Source organism: Paracoccus alcaliphilus (genome assembly GCF_028553725.1).
Classification (GTDB): Bacteria; Pseudomonadota; Alphaproteobacteria; order Rhodobacterales; family Rhodobacteraceae; genus Paracoccus; species Paracoccus alcaliphilus.
Window position 1 is genome coordinate 1,808,863 of record NZ_CP067124.1, and the last position, 15,555, is coordinate 1,824,417.

The window sequence follows — 15,555 nt, forward strand, 5'->3', positions numbered from 1 at the left end:
GCGATGAAGACTTCAGGCCCCGCCCTGATCCTGTCGGTATTTGCCATCGCCGCCTGTGTACCGGACGCCGCACCAGACAGCGGATCGGACCCGGCGCCGGGCGATACCGTCCCGGTGATCGACGGGCGATACGATCTTGATGCCGCGCAATGCGGCGACGCCAATTCGCAGACCAGAATGGCGGTCCAGGGCGACGGCTTCGATTTCTATGAATCGAGCTGCACTTTCGGGCGCCGGGGCGGCCAGTCCGGCGCATCCGAGGGCGTGCTGATCTGCATGGGCGAAGGCCGCCGTTTCACCCGCGACATCCGTCTGGAAAGCCGCGCCGACGGGCTGACAATCCACGAAAACGGCACGGTGCTGGCCTATGACCGCTGCCCGGCGGCGTGATGTGATTCTTGCAGTCGCATTCCAGTCCTGTTTCAGAATCGATGGATTCCTCTAGCATGGTTGGCGTTCCGGTGTCCGGGCTGCTCGGCGAATTGGCTACGGCTTACCATTGGGTTCGGATCAGAGAAGCGTCGTTCAGCGGTAACAGCCTGTGCCGCCTGAAGGCGACGATGGTCGCCTCCTCGGCCCCCAGTCAGGATCGTTGAACGCCGTTCCTTCGACCGGGCGCATGAAAAGGCCGATGCCCGCGACGGGGCCGAAGCCGATGTCGATCTGCATGTCGCCGTCTATGATGCCAGCCACAATGTCGTTTTGTTGCAGATCATGCGAGCCCTGTCGGGGATGCTGCGCGAGGGCGTGTTCCACAATCGCGAAAAGCTTTATGCGCGATCCGAGATGCGTGACGGCCGAGATCGCCGCTGCCGAAGCCCGGCTGAAATTTCTCTGCGCTGGAACGAGGGCGGCAATATCGCGCAACGCAGCTGATACCTGTCCCGGACACAGAAAAACGCCGCGGGAAATCCGCGGCGTTCTGCAATCATGTCAGCCGGTCGGCTGCGGTCAGAAACTGTAGCCGATGCGAACGCCGACACCCCAGACCTCGCTGTCACGCATACGGGCGCGCTCCGTATCGCTGGTCTGGGGGCTGGCATCGCCCAGCTTGGAATAGTTGATACCAGTGGAGATCTTTATGTTGTCCATCGTATAGATGGCGGCCAGCGTGATCCCCTTGCGCCCGTTGGTCGGCGCCAGCGGCGAGACCATATCGTCACCCGAAGGTTCATAGACCAGCGAGACCGAACCCGACCAGTTCTCGGTAAATTTGCGGCCCACGCCGAGCGTGTAAGTGGTGGTGTTTTCCAGTGAGACAAGACCGTCAGCCCGGCTGGGATCACTGGAAAACGCCAGAGGACGAACTTTGAACTCGGACCATTTTACCCACCGAATCGAACCGAACAACAACGTATCTGCAGCGATTCCGGTTTGTCCCTCTAGAGTGACCGACTGCGGTGTCTTGACGGTCGTGGTTGATGTCCCCGCCAAGATGTTTTCTGTGGTATCGAAATCATGTTCGATGGACGAGTTATAGGTCAGCGATATCCGCGCTGCGATGTCCGGGATTTCATAAGCGCCGCCAACCACATATCCAACACCCCAGGAATCATCCAGCTTGACATTGTATCCAGACAGACCTGTGGGTAAGGGGCCACCATAGGCCGCACCGTCCAGCGTCACTTCGCCGCTGGCTTTCGATCCGCGAATGCCGCCATGGACCGAGAAGTTGTTGTCGAAGCGCCAGCGGGCCAGAGCGGTGAAGGTCGTTGAGTCCACCGTTGCGCTGGTGCCACCCAGCAGCATCGAGCCGCCATCGTCAAAGGGCGCATAGGAGATATCGGCACCGAAAGGCTGCTCGATGATGATCGCGCCGGACAGGTTCTCGTTGAACTGGTGCTTGTAGGCCAGCCCGACAAAGCCATAGCCCTGCGCCACGTCGCCGGTGCTGAAGCCCGCAGCATCCGTCCCCTTCACCCTCGGATCGGCGCCGCCAAAACTCAGTTCGGCGTAATTGCCTGCCTCGAACAGCGCGGCCAGCGATTGCGGCGCGCGTTCGATCCCGCCCGCCGTCAATGGCGCTGCCGAGATCAGCAGCGCGGCGGACCCCCTTATCAGATGTTTCATGTTCTTCCCCTCCCTGATGGGCTCTGGCGAGCCCTCTGTGGCAAAGCTTACCGCGCATCGGTTGTGAATCAATTACTGCAACTTCATGACGCCACGTCCTGATATCCTGACCTTACGGTAGCTTGTTAAGGGAACAAAGCACCACCATCGCTGCCGGTGCAGGACACCCCACAGGCGCGATATGATTGCCACAGATGAACGCGGGGCGGGAAGTGGCGGGCGTAAAATCCGCGCATGCGGGGGCTGGACAAATCCCGTCGCGCGTGAAAGGGGAAACTGCCAAACGAAATTGCCGCAAGGACTACCACCATGCAGATTCGTGAGGCTCTCACCTTTGATGATGTGCTTCTGGTTCCGGCCGCCTCGACGGTCATGCCATCGACGGCGGATGTCACGACCCAAGTGACCCGCGCGATCCGGATGAACATCCCGCTTCTTTCCTCGGCCATGGATACGGTGACCGAAAGCCGCATGGCCATCGCCATGGCGCAGGCCGGGGGCATCGGCGTCATCCACCGCAACCTGACGGTCGAGCAGCAGGCCGACGAGGTGCGCCGCGTCAAGCGGTTCGAATCCGGGATCGTCTATAACCCGATCACCCTGCGCCCCGACCAGACGCTGGCCGATGCCAAGAACCTGCAGGATCAGTATAATGTTACCGGCTTTCCGGTGGTGGATGCCGATGGCCGCGTTGTCGGCATCGTGACCAACCGCGACATGCGCTTTGCCAGCGACGACCGCACGCCGGTCCATGCGATGATGACCTCGGACAATCTGGCCCTGCTGCATGAGCCCGCCGACCGGTCCGAGGCGATCAGCCTGATGAAGGCCCGCCGGATCGAGAAGCTGCTGGTGACCGACGGGCAGGGCAAGCTGACCGGGTTGCTGACGCTGAAGGATACCGAAAAGGCGGTGCTGAACCCGCTGGCCTGCAAGGACGATCTGGGCCGGCTGCGCGTCGCCGCCGCCTCGACCGTGGGCGAGGAAGGGTTCGAGCGCAGCCAGGCCCTGATCGAGGCCGGGGTGGACATGGTGGTGATCGACACCGCGCATGGCCACTCGGCGGGCGTCGCCAAGGCAGTCGAGCGGGTCAAGGCCTTCTCGAACCAGGTGCAGGTGGTCGCGGGCAATGTCGCCACCGCCGAAGGCACGCGGGCGCTGATCGGCGCGGGCGCGGATGCGGTCAAGGTGGGCATCGGGCCGGGCTCGATCTGCACCACCCGCATCGTCGCGGGCGTCGGCGTGCCGCAGCTGACCGCGATCATGGATGCCGCAGGCGCGGCGGGCGACGTGCCGGTAATTGCCGATGGCGGCATCAAGTTCTCGGGCGATTTCGCCAAGGCCATCGCGGCGGGCGCAAGCTGCGCCATGGTGGGCAGCGCGATTGCCGGAACCGATGAATCGCCCGGAGAGGTGATCCTCTATCAGGGCCGCTCGTTCAAATCCTATCGCGGCATGGGGTCGCTGGGGGCGATGGCGCGCGGCTCGGCCGACCGCTATTTCCAGAAGGACGCGGCCACCGACAAGCTGGTGCCGGAAGGGATCGAGGGGCAGGTGCCTTATAAGGGTTCTGCCAGCGCGGTGGTCCATCAACTGGTGGGGGGCTTGCGTGCGGCGATGGGCTATACCGGCTGCGCAACGGTCGAGGAGATGCGCAGCAATTGCCAGTTCGTGCGCATCACCGGGGCCGGGCTGAAGGAAAGCCATGTCCATGACGTGCAGATCACCCGTGAATCGCCCAACTATCGTTTGGGATGACGCCTGCGGCCCGGATCAGCGCGGCGATCGGGATTCTGGATCAGCTGCTTGACGGCGCCCCGGCGGAACGGGCGCTGCTGCGCTGGTCGCGGGCCAGCCGCTTTGCCGGATCGGGCGACCGGGCGGCGGTGCGCGATCTGGTCTTTGATGCACTGCGTCAGCGCAAAAGTCTGGCGGCGCTGGGAGGCGGGCTGAGCGGTCGCGGGCTGATGATCGGATTATGTCGTCGTGACGGCGCGGACCCGGCGCAGGTCTTTACCGGCGAGGGTTACGCCCCCGCGCCCCTGACCCCGGAAGAGCGGCACCCGCTGCCACCCCCCGCCGACGATCTGCCCGACTGGCTGCGGCCTCAATGGCGGGCGTCCCTGGGGGCCGACAGCGCAGCGGTGGCCGGGATGATGGCCCTGCGCGCGCCGGTCTGGCTGCGCCACAACCCGCAGCGCGGCAGCCTGCCCGAGGCGGTTGCGATGCTGGAGGGCGACGGGATCGTCGTGGCGCGGGACGGGCGGCTGGCCACGGCCTTGCAGGTGACGGCGGGCGAGCGGAAGATCTCGGGCAGTCGCGCCTATCAGGATGGGCTGGTCGAGTTGCAGGACCTGTCGCCGCAACTGGCCTGCGCCGCCCTGCCCACCGCCGCGGGCATGCGGGTTCTGGATTTCTGTGCAGGTGGCGGCGGCAAGGCGCTGGCGCTGGCCGCGCGGTCCCCCGAGCTGCGGATCGAGGCACATGACGTCGATCCCGCCCGCATGGGCGATCTGCCCGCCCGTGCAAGACGCGCGAGGGCACAGATCGAGCCGGTGCGGCGGCCATCGGGGCGCTATGGTCTGGTGATCGCGGATGTGCCCTGTTCAGGCAGCGGCACATGGCGGCGCAGCCCCGACGCGAAATGGCGCCTGACGCCCGAGGGGCTGGAGCAACTGCGCATGACGCAGGCGGCGATCCTCGATCAGGTGGCGGATCTGGTGGCAGCCGATGGGCATCTGGCCTATATGACCTGCTCGCTGCTGGAGGCCGAAAATCAGGCGCAGATCGCGCGGTTTCTTGGGCGGAATCAGGATTTTCAACAGCTTACGGGAAGCCTGTGGACGCCGATTGATGCCAGCGACGGCTTCTTTCTGGCGCTGCTGCGGCGTGGACGGCAGTAACCGCTTAACTCTATCTTAATCCATTGGCCATTATCTGACCCGAAAGGTCTTGTCGGGTGATGATTCGCATGGGTGACTGGGACGATCGGATCGGGCTTCCCCGCAACGCGCTGGCGGCGGTTCCGTTGCTGTTGCTGCCAATGGTCGCGGGCGCGGTGATCCTGATGGTGAAACCGGGCAGCGGGGCGGGGGTGGCGGCAATCATCCTCGGCTCTGTCGCCGTGGGCTGGTATCTGCTGGGTGGTGCGGTGGCGCTGTCGCATTGGCGGCGGCGGGTGGCCGAGCGGCGTGCGCTGTCGGCGATACGGGCCGAGGTCGCGATGGCCTCCGAACCTGTCTGGATCTGCAATTCCGACGGTCAGGTGTTGTTTCAGAACACCAAGGCCGGGGCGCGTTTCGGCGATATTCTGGGCCAGAACATCATCAACCTGCTGGCACGGATGCGCGCCGATGCCAGCGCGACGCGCGAATCGTTGCTGCGAAGTGCCGACCGCAGGGGATGCGCCGAAATCACGCTGGATGACGGCTCGGTCATGGCCGTTTGCGGGTCGGATGACGCGCCGCTGCAGATCTGGTCCTGCCACGATCCCGAGGGGTTGCCCGGCGTCATGGATCTGCCAACTCAGCCGGATCAGGACGAGGCCGGGGATGGCTTCGACCTGATCCCTGTCGCGCTGCTGCATCTTGCCGGGAACGGTGCGATCCGGCGGGCCAACGCCACCGCCCGTCAGTTGCTTGGCCTGAGCCTCGACGGAGAACAGGACGCCCATCTTGGCAGTCTGCTGGAGGGGCCGGGGCGGCCGGTCAGCGACTGGATCGCGGATTGCTGTGTCGGGCGGACCGACAACACCACTGAAATTCTGCGGATGCGGCGGCAGGATGGCAGCGATCAATATTTTCAGATATCGATTGCGCGGGATTTCAACCTCTCGCCCGGGGTCTATGCGGTGCTGACCGATGCCAGCGACCTCAAGCGGCTGGAGGCGCAGTTTGCGCAAAGCCAGAAGATGCAGGCGATCGGGCAGCTTGCCGGAGGGGTGGCCCATGATTTCAACAACCTGCTGACCGCGATCAGCGGCCATTGCGATCTGCTGATGATGCGGCGCGACAAGGGCGATCCGGATTATTCCGATCTTGACCAGATCAGCCAGAACGCCAACCGCGCCGCCGCGCTGGTCGGGCAGCTTCTCGCCTTTTCACGCAAGCAGACGCTGAAATTCGAAATTCTGGATCTGCGCGATATTCTGGCCGATCTGGCGCATCTTCTGAACCGTCTGGTCGGAGAACCGACCCATCTCTCGATCTCGCACGATCCGGCGCTGCAACATATTCGCGCGGATCGCCGCCAGTTGGAGCAGGTGATCGTGAATCTGGCCGTCAATGCGCGCGATGCCATGCCGGCTGGCGGAGACATCGCCATCAGGACCGAAAACCTGCGCCTGACAGAGCCATTGCAGCGCGATCGGGCAACCCTGCCCGTGGGCGACTATGTCCGCATCGAGGTCCGCGATCAGGGATGCGGCATCGATCCTGCCCATGTGAGCAAGGTGTTCGAGCCCTTTTTCACCACCAAACGCGTGGGCGAGGGGACCGGGCTGGGTCTGTCAACTGCCTATGGGATCGTCAAGCAGACGGGCGGCTATATCTTCTGCGATTCCACACCGGGCGTCGGGACCTGCTTTTCACTGTATTTCCCTGTTCATGGCGGCGTCATTCCCACCGCTGACCGGCAACAGGCGCCGCAGCCCGCCGTCACGCAGGACCCGCGCGCCTATACCGTGCTTCTGGTCGAGGATGAGGCCCCCGTCCGCGCCTTCGCCGCGCGTGCGTTGCGCCTGAAGGGTCATGAGGTGTTGGAGGCCGCCAGTGCCGAGGCCGCGCTGGAACTGTTGGCGGATGAGCGTTTGCAGGTCGATGTCTTCGTCACCGATGTAATCATGCCCGGAATGGACGGTCCCAGTTGGGTCCGCAGCGCGCTGAAGGATCGACCCGATACAAAGGTGATCTTCATGTCCGGATATTCCGAGGAAATCTTTCGCGAGGGACAAATGCCGATCGCGAATTCCGCCTTTCTGGCCAAGCCCTTCACGCTTGCCGCTCTGGCCGAACTGGTTGATCGGCAAATGACCGAACCGCCCGCGTCACCGCATTAAACCGGGGTGATTCAGAGGGATTGATACAATGCCATATCGGCAGCCATTGCGCGGCGCAGGACTTCCTCCTGCTGCGGTTCCAGATGCACATCCACCGAGGGCGGGACGTTGATACGAGGCATTTCCAGCGCGCAACCAAGGCAATCTTCAAGATATTCGATGAAGGAGGGGAAATTCTCATAGCGAAAAATCCGGTCCACGCGATGCTCACCATCGATCAGGAAGTCGCATTGCCGCCCGATCCCCATCCGTGACGGACCGCCATCCTGCGCATAATCGCTGGCGAATTGTGCAAAACTGACATCGTTCATCTGGTGCAGAGGCCCATCCAGATCGTCGCGCAGACGAAACCGGTACCAGCTGCGTAGCCAGTCCACAGGTTCACGCATCAGGGCGACGGTCGAAAACGCGCCGCCAGCCTGTTCCCCGATCCACGGGCCAATATGACGGCGGAAGGTCCTGATATCAGCATGTTTCAGCGGCGCAGGACGTTGAATGGCGGCCGATGCCAGCGATTCAAGCGCCGATTCGACCGCCGTCGATCCCGCCTTCGGGGTGGCAAGAAAAACCAGCTTCTGATCCCAGAAGATCAGCATCGCTTCAACCTCTCGATTGTTTGTCTGCCATGTCCGAACCGGGGGATAACGGCCCGGCCGGGGGATGTAAACGGTTCATTAACCTCCATCTGGCAGGCTGAAGAGGCGATTCGGTCCGTCATAAAGCGGCTTGAAATGAGGACCGGATTAAGGCATGTAGATGAGAACAACGAGTGAACATTCCGTCGGTCGAGCAGATTGCCCCGCCCGGAGGGCTGTGAAATAACGGTGAGGACGACATGGCAACGGCGAGCATCTTCGATATGGACAGCAAACGCGGCGCGGACAAACAAAAGGCGCTGGACAGCGCATTGGCGCAGATCGAACGGCAGTTCGGCAAGGGCTCGATCATGAAGCTGGGCACCGACAATCCGGTGGCCGAGATCGAGGCAACATCGACCGGATCGCTGGGACTGGATATCGCGCTGGGAATCGGTGGCCTTCCCAAAGGTCGGATCATCGAGATTTTCGGGCCCGAAAGCTCGGGCAAGACCACGCTGACCCTGCATTGCATCGCGGAAGAGCAGAAGAAGGGCGGCGTCTGCGCCTTCGTCGATGCCGAACACGCGCTGGATCCGCAATATGCCCGCAAGCTGGGCGTTGATCTGGAGGAGTTGCTGATCAGTCAGCCTGATACGGGCGAGCAGGCGCTGGAAATCGTCGATACGCTGGTGCGGTCCGGCGCCGTCAGCATGGTCGTGGTCGATTCGGTCGCGGCGCTGACGCCAAAAGCCGAGATCGAAGGCGATATGGGCGACGCGCAGGTGGGTGCGCAGGCCCGGCTGATGAGCCAGGCGATGCGCAAGCTGACGGCCAGCATCGGCCGCAGCAATTGCATGGTCATTTTCATCAACCAGATCCGCATGAAGATCGGCGTGATGTTCGGCAGTCCCGAGACGACCTCGGGTGGCAATGCGCTGAAATTCTATGCCTCGGTGCGTCTGGATATTCGCCGGATCGGCTCGATCAAGGATCGCGACGAGGTGACCGGCAACGCGACCCGGGTCAAGGTGGTCAAGAACAAGGTGGCGCCGCCCTTCCGGCAGGTCGAATTCGACATCATGTATGGCGAAGGCATCAGCAAGATGGGCGAGTTGATCGATCTGGGCGTGAAGGCCGGTGTGGTTGAGAAATCGGGCGCCTGGTATTCCTACGGCGATCAGCGGATCGGGCAAGGGCGTGAGAACGCCAAGCAGTTCCTGCGTGAGAATGCCCCCATTGCCTATGAGATCGAGGACAAGATCCGTGCGAGTCACGGGTTGGAGTTCGGCGCCGATGAGAATGAGGACGAGGCGCTGACGGAGGAGTGATCCTGTCGCTTGCGGAGGTCGCGCCCGTGTTTTTGGCAAGGTGGGGGCGCTGCCCCCCCCCGTCGCGCAGGCGCGACGTCCCCCGGGATATTTCAGCACCAAAGATGGGATGAGGTGTCGCTGGGATTGCTGGACAGGCGGGCTGGGCGGGTTTAGACCAAGCGCAGCCCGGCAGCGGCCGGAAGACATTTTGCGATGAAGGCCCTGCATGCCCAGTCTGAACGACATCCGATCCACTTTTCTTGGTTTCTTCGAGAAGAACGGCCATCGCGTCGTCGAGTCGAGCCCGCTTGTGCCGCGTAATGACCCGACGCTGATGTTCACCAATTCGGGCATGGTGCAGTTCAAGAACCTGTTCACCGGTATCGAGACGCGCGATTACAGCCGGGCCACCACCGCGCAGAAATGCGTGCGGGCGGGTGGCAAGCATAATGATCTGGACAATGTGGGTTATACCGCACGGCATCATACCTTCTTTGAAATGCTGGGGAACTTCAGCTTTGGCGACTATTTCAAGGAACAGGCGATCCCTTATGCGTGGGAATTGCTGACAAGGGAATTCGGGATTCCCAAGGACAAGCTGCTGGTCACCGTTTATCACACCGATGATGAGGCGGCGAATATCTGGAAGAAGGTGGCCGGTCTGTCGGATGACCGGATCATCCGCATCCCCACCGATGACAACTTCTGGCGGATGGGCCCGACCGGGCCGTGTGGCCCCTCGACCGAAATTTTCTTTGACCATGGCGATCATATCTGGGGCGGCCCTCCGGGCAGCGCCGATGAGGATGGCGACCGTTTCATCGAGATCTGGAACCTTGTGTTCATGCAGAACGAGCAGTTCGAGGACGGCTCGATGCGTGAGTTGGAGATGCAGTCCATCGACACCGGCATGGGGCTGGAACGGATCGGCGCGTTGTTGCAGGGCAAGCACGACAATTACGACACCGACCTGATGCGCAGTCTGATCGAGGCCAGCGCCAATGCTACCAGTTCCGACCCGGACGGGCCGGGCAAGGTGCATCATCGGGTGATCGCAGACCATCTGCGCTCGACCAGTTTCCTGATTGCCGATGGGGTGATGCCCTCGAACGAGGGGCGTGGCTATGTGTTGCGGCGCATCATGCGCCGTGCGATGCGTCATGCGCATATGCTGGGCACGCAGGATCCGCTGATGGATCGGCTGGTTCCGGCGCTGGTGCGACAGATGGGCACGGCCTATCCTGAACTGAACCGGGCGCAGGCGCTGATCGCAGAGACCCTGCACAGCGAGGAGACCCGTTTCCGCCAGACGCTGGATCGTGGGCTGCGATTGCTGGATGACGAATTGGCGAAACTGCCCGAAGGTACGGATTTGCCGGGCGCGTCGGCCTTCAAACTGTATGACACCTATGGTTTCCCGCTGGATCTGACGCAGGATGCGCTGCGCGAAAAGGGCCGCGCGGTAGAGATCGCAGGCTTTGACGCGGCGATGGCTGAACAGAAGGCCAAGGCGCGGGCCGCATGGGCCGGCAGCGGCGAGGCTGCGGATGCCTCGATCTGGTATGATCTGGCGGAACGCAACGGCACGACCGAATTTCTGGGTTACGATACCGAAGAGGCCGAGGGGCAGATCCTGTCGCTGGTCATCGACGGCGCCGAGGCGGCCGAGGCGGCCGAGGGCGCCTCGGTCAGCATCATCGTGAACCAGTCGCCATTCTATGCGGAATCGGGCGGGCAGGTTGGCGATACCGGGCTGATCAGGACCGAGACCGGCGCGGCGCGGGTGACCGACACGAAAAAGGTGGCCGGGGTCTTTATCCACATCGCTGAGGTGACGGAGGGCCAGATCCAGCACGGGCAGGGCGCGACCCTGTCGATCGATCACGACCGGCGCAGCGCCATCCGCGCCAACCACTCGGCCACGCATCTTCTGCATGAGGCGCTGCGCTGCCGTCTGGGCGATCACGTCGCGCAGCGCGGCAGTCTGAATGCGCCCGAGCGGCTGCGCTTCGACTTCAGTCACAACCACGCCCTGACCGCCGAGGAACTGGCGGTAATCGAGGCAGAGGTGAATGACTTCATCCGCCAGAACTCGCCGGTCGAGACCCGCATCATGACGCCCGACGACGCCCGCGCGCTTGGCGCTCAGGCGCTGTTCGGCGAGAAATATGGCGATGAGGTTCGCGTCGTCTCGATGGGGCGGCAGGCGGACAGCGGCAAGGGTTCGGACGGTGCCACCTATTCGCTGGAACTGTGCGGGGGCACCCATGTTCTGCGGACCGGCGATATCGGTGCCTTTGCCCTTCTGGGTGACAGCGCCTCCAGCGCCGGTGTGCGGCGGATCGAGGCGCTGACGGGGCAGGCGGCCCTGGATCATCTGCGCGGCTCTGACGCACAGCTTATGGAAATCGCGGGCATTCTGAAGGCGCAGGCGGGCGATGTGGTCAATCGCGTGCGCGCGCTGGCGGATGAGCGCAAGCTGCTGGCCAATGAGGTCGCGCAGCTGAAGCGGCAACTGGCGATGGGCGGCGGTGGTGCCTCGGAAGCCAAAGAGATCGGCGGCGTCAGGTTCATTGGTCGCAAGGTCGAAGGGGTTGGCGGCAAGGAACTGGGTGCGCTGGTTGATGAGATGAAATCGCAACTGGGCAGCGGCGCGGTTCTGGTGCTGGCCGAAGCCGATGGCAAGGCCACGGTCGCGGCCGGTGTGACGCCGGACCTGACCGGCCGGATCAGCGCGGTGACGCTGGTTCAGGCGGCGACGGTGGCGCTTGGCGGCAAGGGCGGCGGTGGCCGCCCCGACCGCGCGCAGGGCGGGGCGCCCAGTCTGGCAGCCGCCGACAGCGCCATTGCCGAAGTCGAGAAACTGATCGGAGAAAGCGCATGACCGCCCTGTGGATTTCCCATGTTACCGTTACCGATCCCGAATCCTATGGCCTTTATGCCAAGGCGGCGGGTCCGGCGATTGCGGCTTATGGAGGAGAGTTTCTGGCCCGTGGCGGACGCTATCGCCAGATGGAGGGAACCGAGCGCGCGCGCAATGTCGTGGCGCGCTTTCCCAGCTTTGACGCGGCGGTGTCCTGTTACAACAGCCCGGAATATCAGGCCGCGCTGGTCCATGCGCGCGGCGCGTCCGAACGTGATCTGGTGATCGTGGAAGAGGCGAAGCCCGCGGAAGGCTGAGTTTCTATCGCGGCGCCTGATCGTTATCCCGCGGCGCAGGCGGAACAGCCGCTTCGCCGTTGGGCGCAGGAACGGCACTCGCGGCGGGTTCCGCATGATCCGATTTTTGTGGCGCGGCGGCAGCCGGCGTCGCCGGGTCCGGCTCGGGATTACGGACGGGCGAGGCGCTGACCGGATATTCGGGCTGCGGCTGACGCGCCACCGCTTCGCCCTGTCGGGCCACCTTGCTGCGACGGAAAACCAGCACATTGTGATAGACCGTTGCCCGCCCGGTCAGCCCGCTGCGCTCTTCGCTCGGCAGGGTTTCGGCGCGCACATAGTCCCAGCCATCCGCCGCCATCCGGTTCAACTCGGACGCCAGCGCCAGCGCATAGCGATTCGCCGCCGTCCGGGTGGTTTTGGATTTCTCGCCCCGGTCCGGCGCGGCGATGACGGTATATTCATAAGCCATGATCGGCTCCTGTTCGCGGGTTTGCGGCATCCTAGAGGAGCGCTGTGGCGAAGAAAAGCGCGGGTTGACCGGCACCGTCCGACCGGATCGGGTGCGGAATCATTCCCACTCGATTGTAAACAAGCACACAAAACCCTTTAGTGACAACAATTTGCAAGAACTATCAGGCTCAGTGCCATGAAAAATACCATGACCAGATCATGAGGTTGAACACGGCTTGCGCCGGCAGCGTTCACGCTCCTGGTCGGCGATCTCGCCCGGCTGCAATGCTAGCTCAGCATCGGTCATGCGCTCCAGCACGTCGCGTAGGCGGATGGTGCAAGGAATGGGCGGCAGCTCGAACTCATAGCCGCCGGCGATCATTTCGGCCGCAATCTCCTCGGTGATGAAAAACGGCTCGTCGTCTTGGTTCGGCTTCTTCATGCCCTTTCCTCCTGGCGCTCATCCTGGCCGACAGCGGCCAGGGCATCGGCTTCCGTCAATGCGTCCTCCACGAACGCGCCGTGCTGCTTCGCTTCGGCCTGGCTGACCTCGGCCCATATCCGTTTCACCTGGGCCGCACTGTACCCGGCCAGCTCGGCGGTCTTGTTGATGCTGTAGCCGGACTTGCGCAGCGCGACAACTTGGGCGCGGCGCTTCGGATCAGCACGGCGGCCCTTGTACCGCCCGGCCTGGCGGGCCAACTCAATGCCTTGGCGCTGGCGTTCGCGCCTGTCCTCGTAGTCGTCGCGGGCCATCTGCAAGGCCAGGCGAAAAAGCATGATCTGCACGGCTTCCAGCACGATCTTGGCGACGCCCTGGGCCTCGGCCGCCAGGTCGGATAGATCGACCACGCCAGGGACGGCCAGGCGTGCGCCTTTGGCCTGTATCGAGGCCACCAGGCGCTCGGCCTCGGGCAAAGGTAGGCGGCTGATGCGGTCGATCTTCTCGGCAATGACCACCTCGCCGGGCTGTAGGTCGCCGATCATGCGCAGCAGCTCAGGCCGGTCGGCGCGTGCGCCGGATGCCTTCTCACGGTAGATGCCGGCGACGTAGTAGCCGGCGGCCTTCGCGGCCGTAGTGATCGCCTCTTGGCGTTCCAAGTCCTGCGCGTCGGTGCTGACGCGCAGATAGACCCGCGCCACCATCGGCGCGGCTACTGGCTTCGTCCTGCGCATACTTGCGGGCTCCTTTGGGCATACTCAAATGCACCCATCTTAAACTGGCAGGCCAATTTATCACATATCGATCTAAATGCGCCTAGCTCATTTTTACAGCTTAAATGAGCTATTGAGCACACTCCATATTTCGACTATTATTGAAACATGGAAACGATAAATGCTGTAGCCGCCCTGGCGGCCATCGCTCAAGAATCGCGCCTCGCGGTGTTCCGGCTTCTCGTCCAGGCCGGCCCCGCCGGCATGGCCGCCGGAAAAATCAGCGAAGCGGCCGGCATCCCGCCGTCTTCGCTATCCTTCCACCTGAAAGAGCTGGCACACGCCGGCATGGTCACGTCGCGGCAAGAAGGCCGATTTGTGATCTACGAGGCGAACTTTTCGACGGCCACTAACCTGGTGGCCTTTCTCACGGAAAACTGCTGCGGCGGCCAGGTGTGCAACCTGTCTTGCACCACGGAAGCCGGGAAGGTGTTGGCATGAGACTTCGCCATCTTTCCGACCCCGATTCTTTGCCCGCTTTGGACAAATCCTTTGCCATCGAGCGCCCGGCGCTCGGGCTGGCACCCGACGCCCCGCCGGTGCGTATCCTGCTGCTGTATGGCTCGCTGCGCGCCCGCTCGTTCTCACGGCTGGCCGTCGAGGAAGCGGCCCGGCTGCTGCAATTCTTTGGCGCAGAAACACGCATCTTCGACCCGTCCGATTTGCCGTTGCCCGATCAAGTGCAAAGCGACGATCACCCGGCCGTCAAGGAGCTGCGCGCCCTGTCCGAGTGGTCAGAGGGACAAGTCTGGTGCAGCCCGGAACGCCACGGTCAGATTACCAGTGTCATGAAGGCGCAGATTGACCATCTGCCGCTTGAAATGGCCGGCATCCGGCCGACCCAAGGCCGCACCCTGGCCGTGATGCAGGTATCCGGCGGCTCGCAGAGCTTCAACGCCGTGAACACCTTGCGTCTGCTCGGCCGCTGGATGCGAATGTTCACCATTCCGAACCAGTCGAGTATCGCCAAAGCGTTCCAAGAGTTCGACGCGGCGGGCCGCATGAAGCCCTCGCCGTACTACGACCGAATAGCCGATGTGATGGAAGAACTGGTGCGCTTCACGGCGCTGGTACGGCCGCACCGTGAAGCACTGACAGACCGCTATTCCGAACGGAAAGCGGCCGGCCACGTCATCGACGAGGCCACCGATCTTTCATCCATCGCCATTGCTCCCCAGCCACTACCAGAAAGCGAAACATCATGACCGAAAGAATCTATAACGTCCTCATCCTCTGCACCGGCAATTCGGCGCGCAGCATCATGGCCGAAGCTCTCATCAACACGATGGGGCAAGGGCGCTTCCGCGCCTACAGCGCCGGCAGTCACCCAACCGGCAAGGTCAATCCCTTCGCCGTCGAAAAGGTGGAGTCGGTGAATTACCCGACCGAGAATCTGCGCAGCAAGAGCTGGGACGAGTACGCCACGCCCGACGCACCGAAGATGGACTTCATCATCACCGTCTGCGACAACGCCGCCGGCGAAATGTGTCCGGTGTGGCCTGGTCAGCCGATCTCGGCGCATTGGGGATTTGAAGACCCGGCCGCCGTCGAAGGCACTGACGCCGAGAAGCGCCGGGCCTTCGAACAAACCTTCCGGCACATGATGAACCGCGTCCGCCTGTTCGTGAATCTGCCTCTCAAAATGCTTGACCAGACGGCCATCAAGCGCGAGCTGGCGAACATCGGCAAGACCGAGCAGGAAGCATGAGCGCCG

The 15,555-nt window shown here is 63.1% G+C and carries 16 protein-coding genes; 11 read left to right on the forward strand and 5 right to left on the reverse strand.

Annotation, left to right across the window (positions count from 1 at the left end):
• The first annotated feature begins 3 nt into the window (after positions 1-3).
• On the forward strand, positions 4-390 hold the full coding sequence (locus JHW40_RS09245) for a hypothetical protein (RefSeq protein WP_090612581.1): 387 nt from the start codon (positions 4-6) through the stop codon (positions 388-390).
• 273 nt (positions 391-663) lie between these two features.
• Complete coding sequence (locus JHW40_RS09250) at positions 664-876, forward strand: hypothetical protein (protein WP_244519208.1); 213 nt, start codon at positions 664-666, stop codon at positions 874-876.
• 75 nt (positions 877-951) lie between these two features.
• On the opposite strand, the gene JHW40_RS09255 is transcribed toward JHW40_RS09250, so the two are convergent.
• Complete coding sequence (locus JHW40_RS09255; RefSeq protein WP_090612583.1) at positions 952-2,070, reverse strand: OmpP1/FadL family transporter; 1,119 nt, start codon at positions 2,068-2,070, stop codon at positions 952-954.
• A 309-nt stretch (positions 2,071-2,379) separates the two neighbouring features.
• Between JHW40_RS09255 and guaB the strand changes: the two genes are divergently transcribed.
• The 3 genes from guaB (at position 2,380) to JHW40_RS09270 (ending at position 7,126) form a co-directional block, all read left to right on the forward strand.
• A complete protein-coding gene (gene guaB / locus JHW40_RS09260) occupies positions 2,380-3,828 on the forward strand; it encodes an IMP dehydrogenase (protein ID WP_090612586.1) in 1,449 nt (482 codons plus the stop codon).
• Positions 3,825-4,973, forward strand: coding sequence for an RsmB/NOP family class I SAM-dependent RNA methyltransferase (locus JHW40_RS09265; protein ID WP_090612589.1), 1,149 nt, complete (start codon positions 3,825-3,827; stop codon positions 4,971-4,973). The genes guaB and JHW40_RS09265 overlap by 4 nt, the downstream gene beginning before the upstream one ends.
• Positions 4,974-5,041: 68 nt before the next feature.
• Entirely contained in the window at positions 5,042-7,126 is a 2,085-nt protein-coding gene (locus tag JHW40_RS09270) for a hybrid sensor histidine kinase/response regulator (RefSeq protein WP_244519200.1), read from the forward strand.
• A gap of 11 nt (positions 7,127-7,137) precedes the next feature.
• Here JHW40_RS09270 and JHW40_RS09275 read toward each other — a convergent pair whose 3' ends face one another.
• Positions 7,138-7,722 (reverse strand): hypothetical protein, encoded by a 585-nt coding sequence (locus JHW40_RS09275; protein WP_090612593.1) that lies wholly within the window; start codon positions 7,720-7,722, stop codon positions 7,138-7,140.
• Between the two features lie 239 nt (positions 7,723-7,961).
• On the opposite strand from JHW40_RS09275, the gene recA reads away from it, so the two are divergent.
• The 3 genes from recA (at position 7,962) to JHW40_RS09290 (ending at position 12,194) form a co-directional block, all read left to right on the forward strand.
• The gene (gene recA / locus JHW40_RS09280; RefSeq protein ID WP_090612595.1) at positions 7,962-9,032 is read left to right on the forward strand and encodes a recombinase RecA; all 1,071 of its coding nucleotides are present in this window, start codon (positions 7,962-7,964) and stop codon (positions 9,030-9,032) included.
• Positions 9,033-9,240: 208 nt separating this feature from the next.
• Positions 9,241-11,898, forward strand: coding sequence for an alanine--tRNA ligase (gene alaS / locus JHW40_RS09285; RefSeq protein WP_090612598.1), 2,658 nt, complete (start codon positions 9,241-9,243; stop codon positions 11,896-11,898).
• Complete coding sequence (locus tag JHW40_RS09290) at positions 11,895-12,194, forward strand: DUF1330 domain-containing protein (protein ID WP_090612600.1); 300 nt, start codon at positions 11,895-11,897, stop codon at positions 12,192-12,194. The genes alaS and JHW40_RS09290 overlap by 4 nt, the downstream gene beginning before the upstream one ends.
• A gap of 4 nt (positions 12,195-12,198) precedes the next feature.
• Here the strand turns inward: JHW40_RS09290 and JHW40_RS09295 are convergent, their stop codons facing one another.
• The 3 genes from JHW40_RS09295 to JHW40_RS09305 all read right to left on the reverse strand — a co-directional run bounded on the left by JHW40_RS09295 (position 12,199) and on the right by JHW40_RS09305 (position 13,802).
• The gene (locus JHW40_RS09295) at positions 12,199-12,645 is read right to left on the reverse strand and encodes a DUF4177 domain-containing protein (RefSeq protein ID WP_139208159.1); all 447 of its coding nucleotides are present in this window, start codon (positions 12,643-12,645) and stop codon (positions 12,199-12,201) included.
• Positions 12,646-12,843: 198 nt separating this feature from the next.
• Complete coding sequence (locus tag JHW40_RS09300; protein ID WP_000743213.1) at positions 12,844-13,068, reverse strand: hypothetical protein; 225 nt, start codon at positions 13,066-13,068, stop codon at positions 12,844-12,846.
• A complete protein-coding gene (locus tag JHW40_RS09305; protein ID WP_001366550.1) occupies positions 13,065-13,802 on the reverse strand; it encodes a recombinase family protein in 738 nt (245 codons plus the stop codon). Before JHW40_RS09305 ends, JHW40_RS09300 begins: the two co-directional genes overlap by 4 nt.
• 147 nt (positions 13,803-13,949) lie before the next feature.
• Between JHW40_RS09305 and JHW40_RS09310 the strand changes: the two genes are divergently transcribed.
• The 3 genes from JHW40_RS09310 to JHW40_RS09320 are packed head-to-tail and all read left to right on the forward strand — an operon-like array spanning position 13,950 to position 15,549.
• On the forward strand, positions 13,950-14,282 hold the full coding sequence (locus tag JHW40_RS09310; protein ID WP_000447876.1) for an ArsR/SmtB family transcription factor: 333 nt from the start codon (positions 13,950-13,952) through the stop codon (positions 14,280-14,282).
• Positions 14,279-15,046 (forward strand): arsenical resistance protein ArsH, encoded by a 768-nt coding sequence (arsH, locus tag JHW40_RS09315; protein ID WP_001239389.1) that lies wholly within the window; start codon positions 14,279-14,281, stop codon positions 15,044-15,046. Before JHW40_RS09310 ends, arsH begins: the two co-directional genes overlap by 4 nt.
• The gene (locus tag JHW40_RS09320) at positions 15,043-15,549 is read left to right on the forward strand and encodes an arsenate reductase ArsC (protein WP_000140066.1); all 507 of its coding nucleotides are present in this window, start codon (positions 15,043-15,045) and stop codon (positions 15,547-15,549) included. The genes arsH and JHW40_RS09320 overlap by 4 nt, the downstream gene beginning before the upstream one ends.
• Positions 15,550-15,555: the final 6 nt, after the last annotated feature.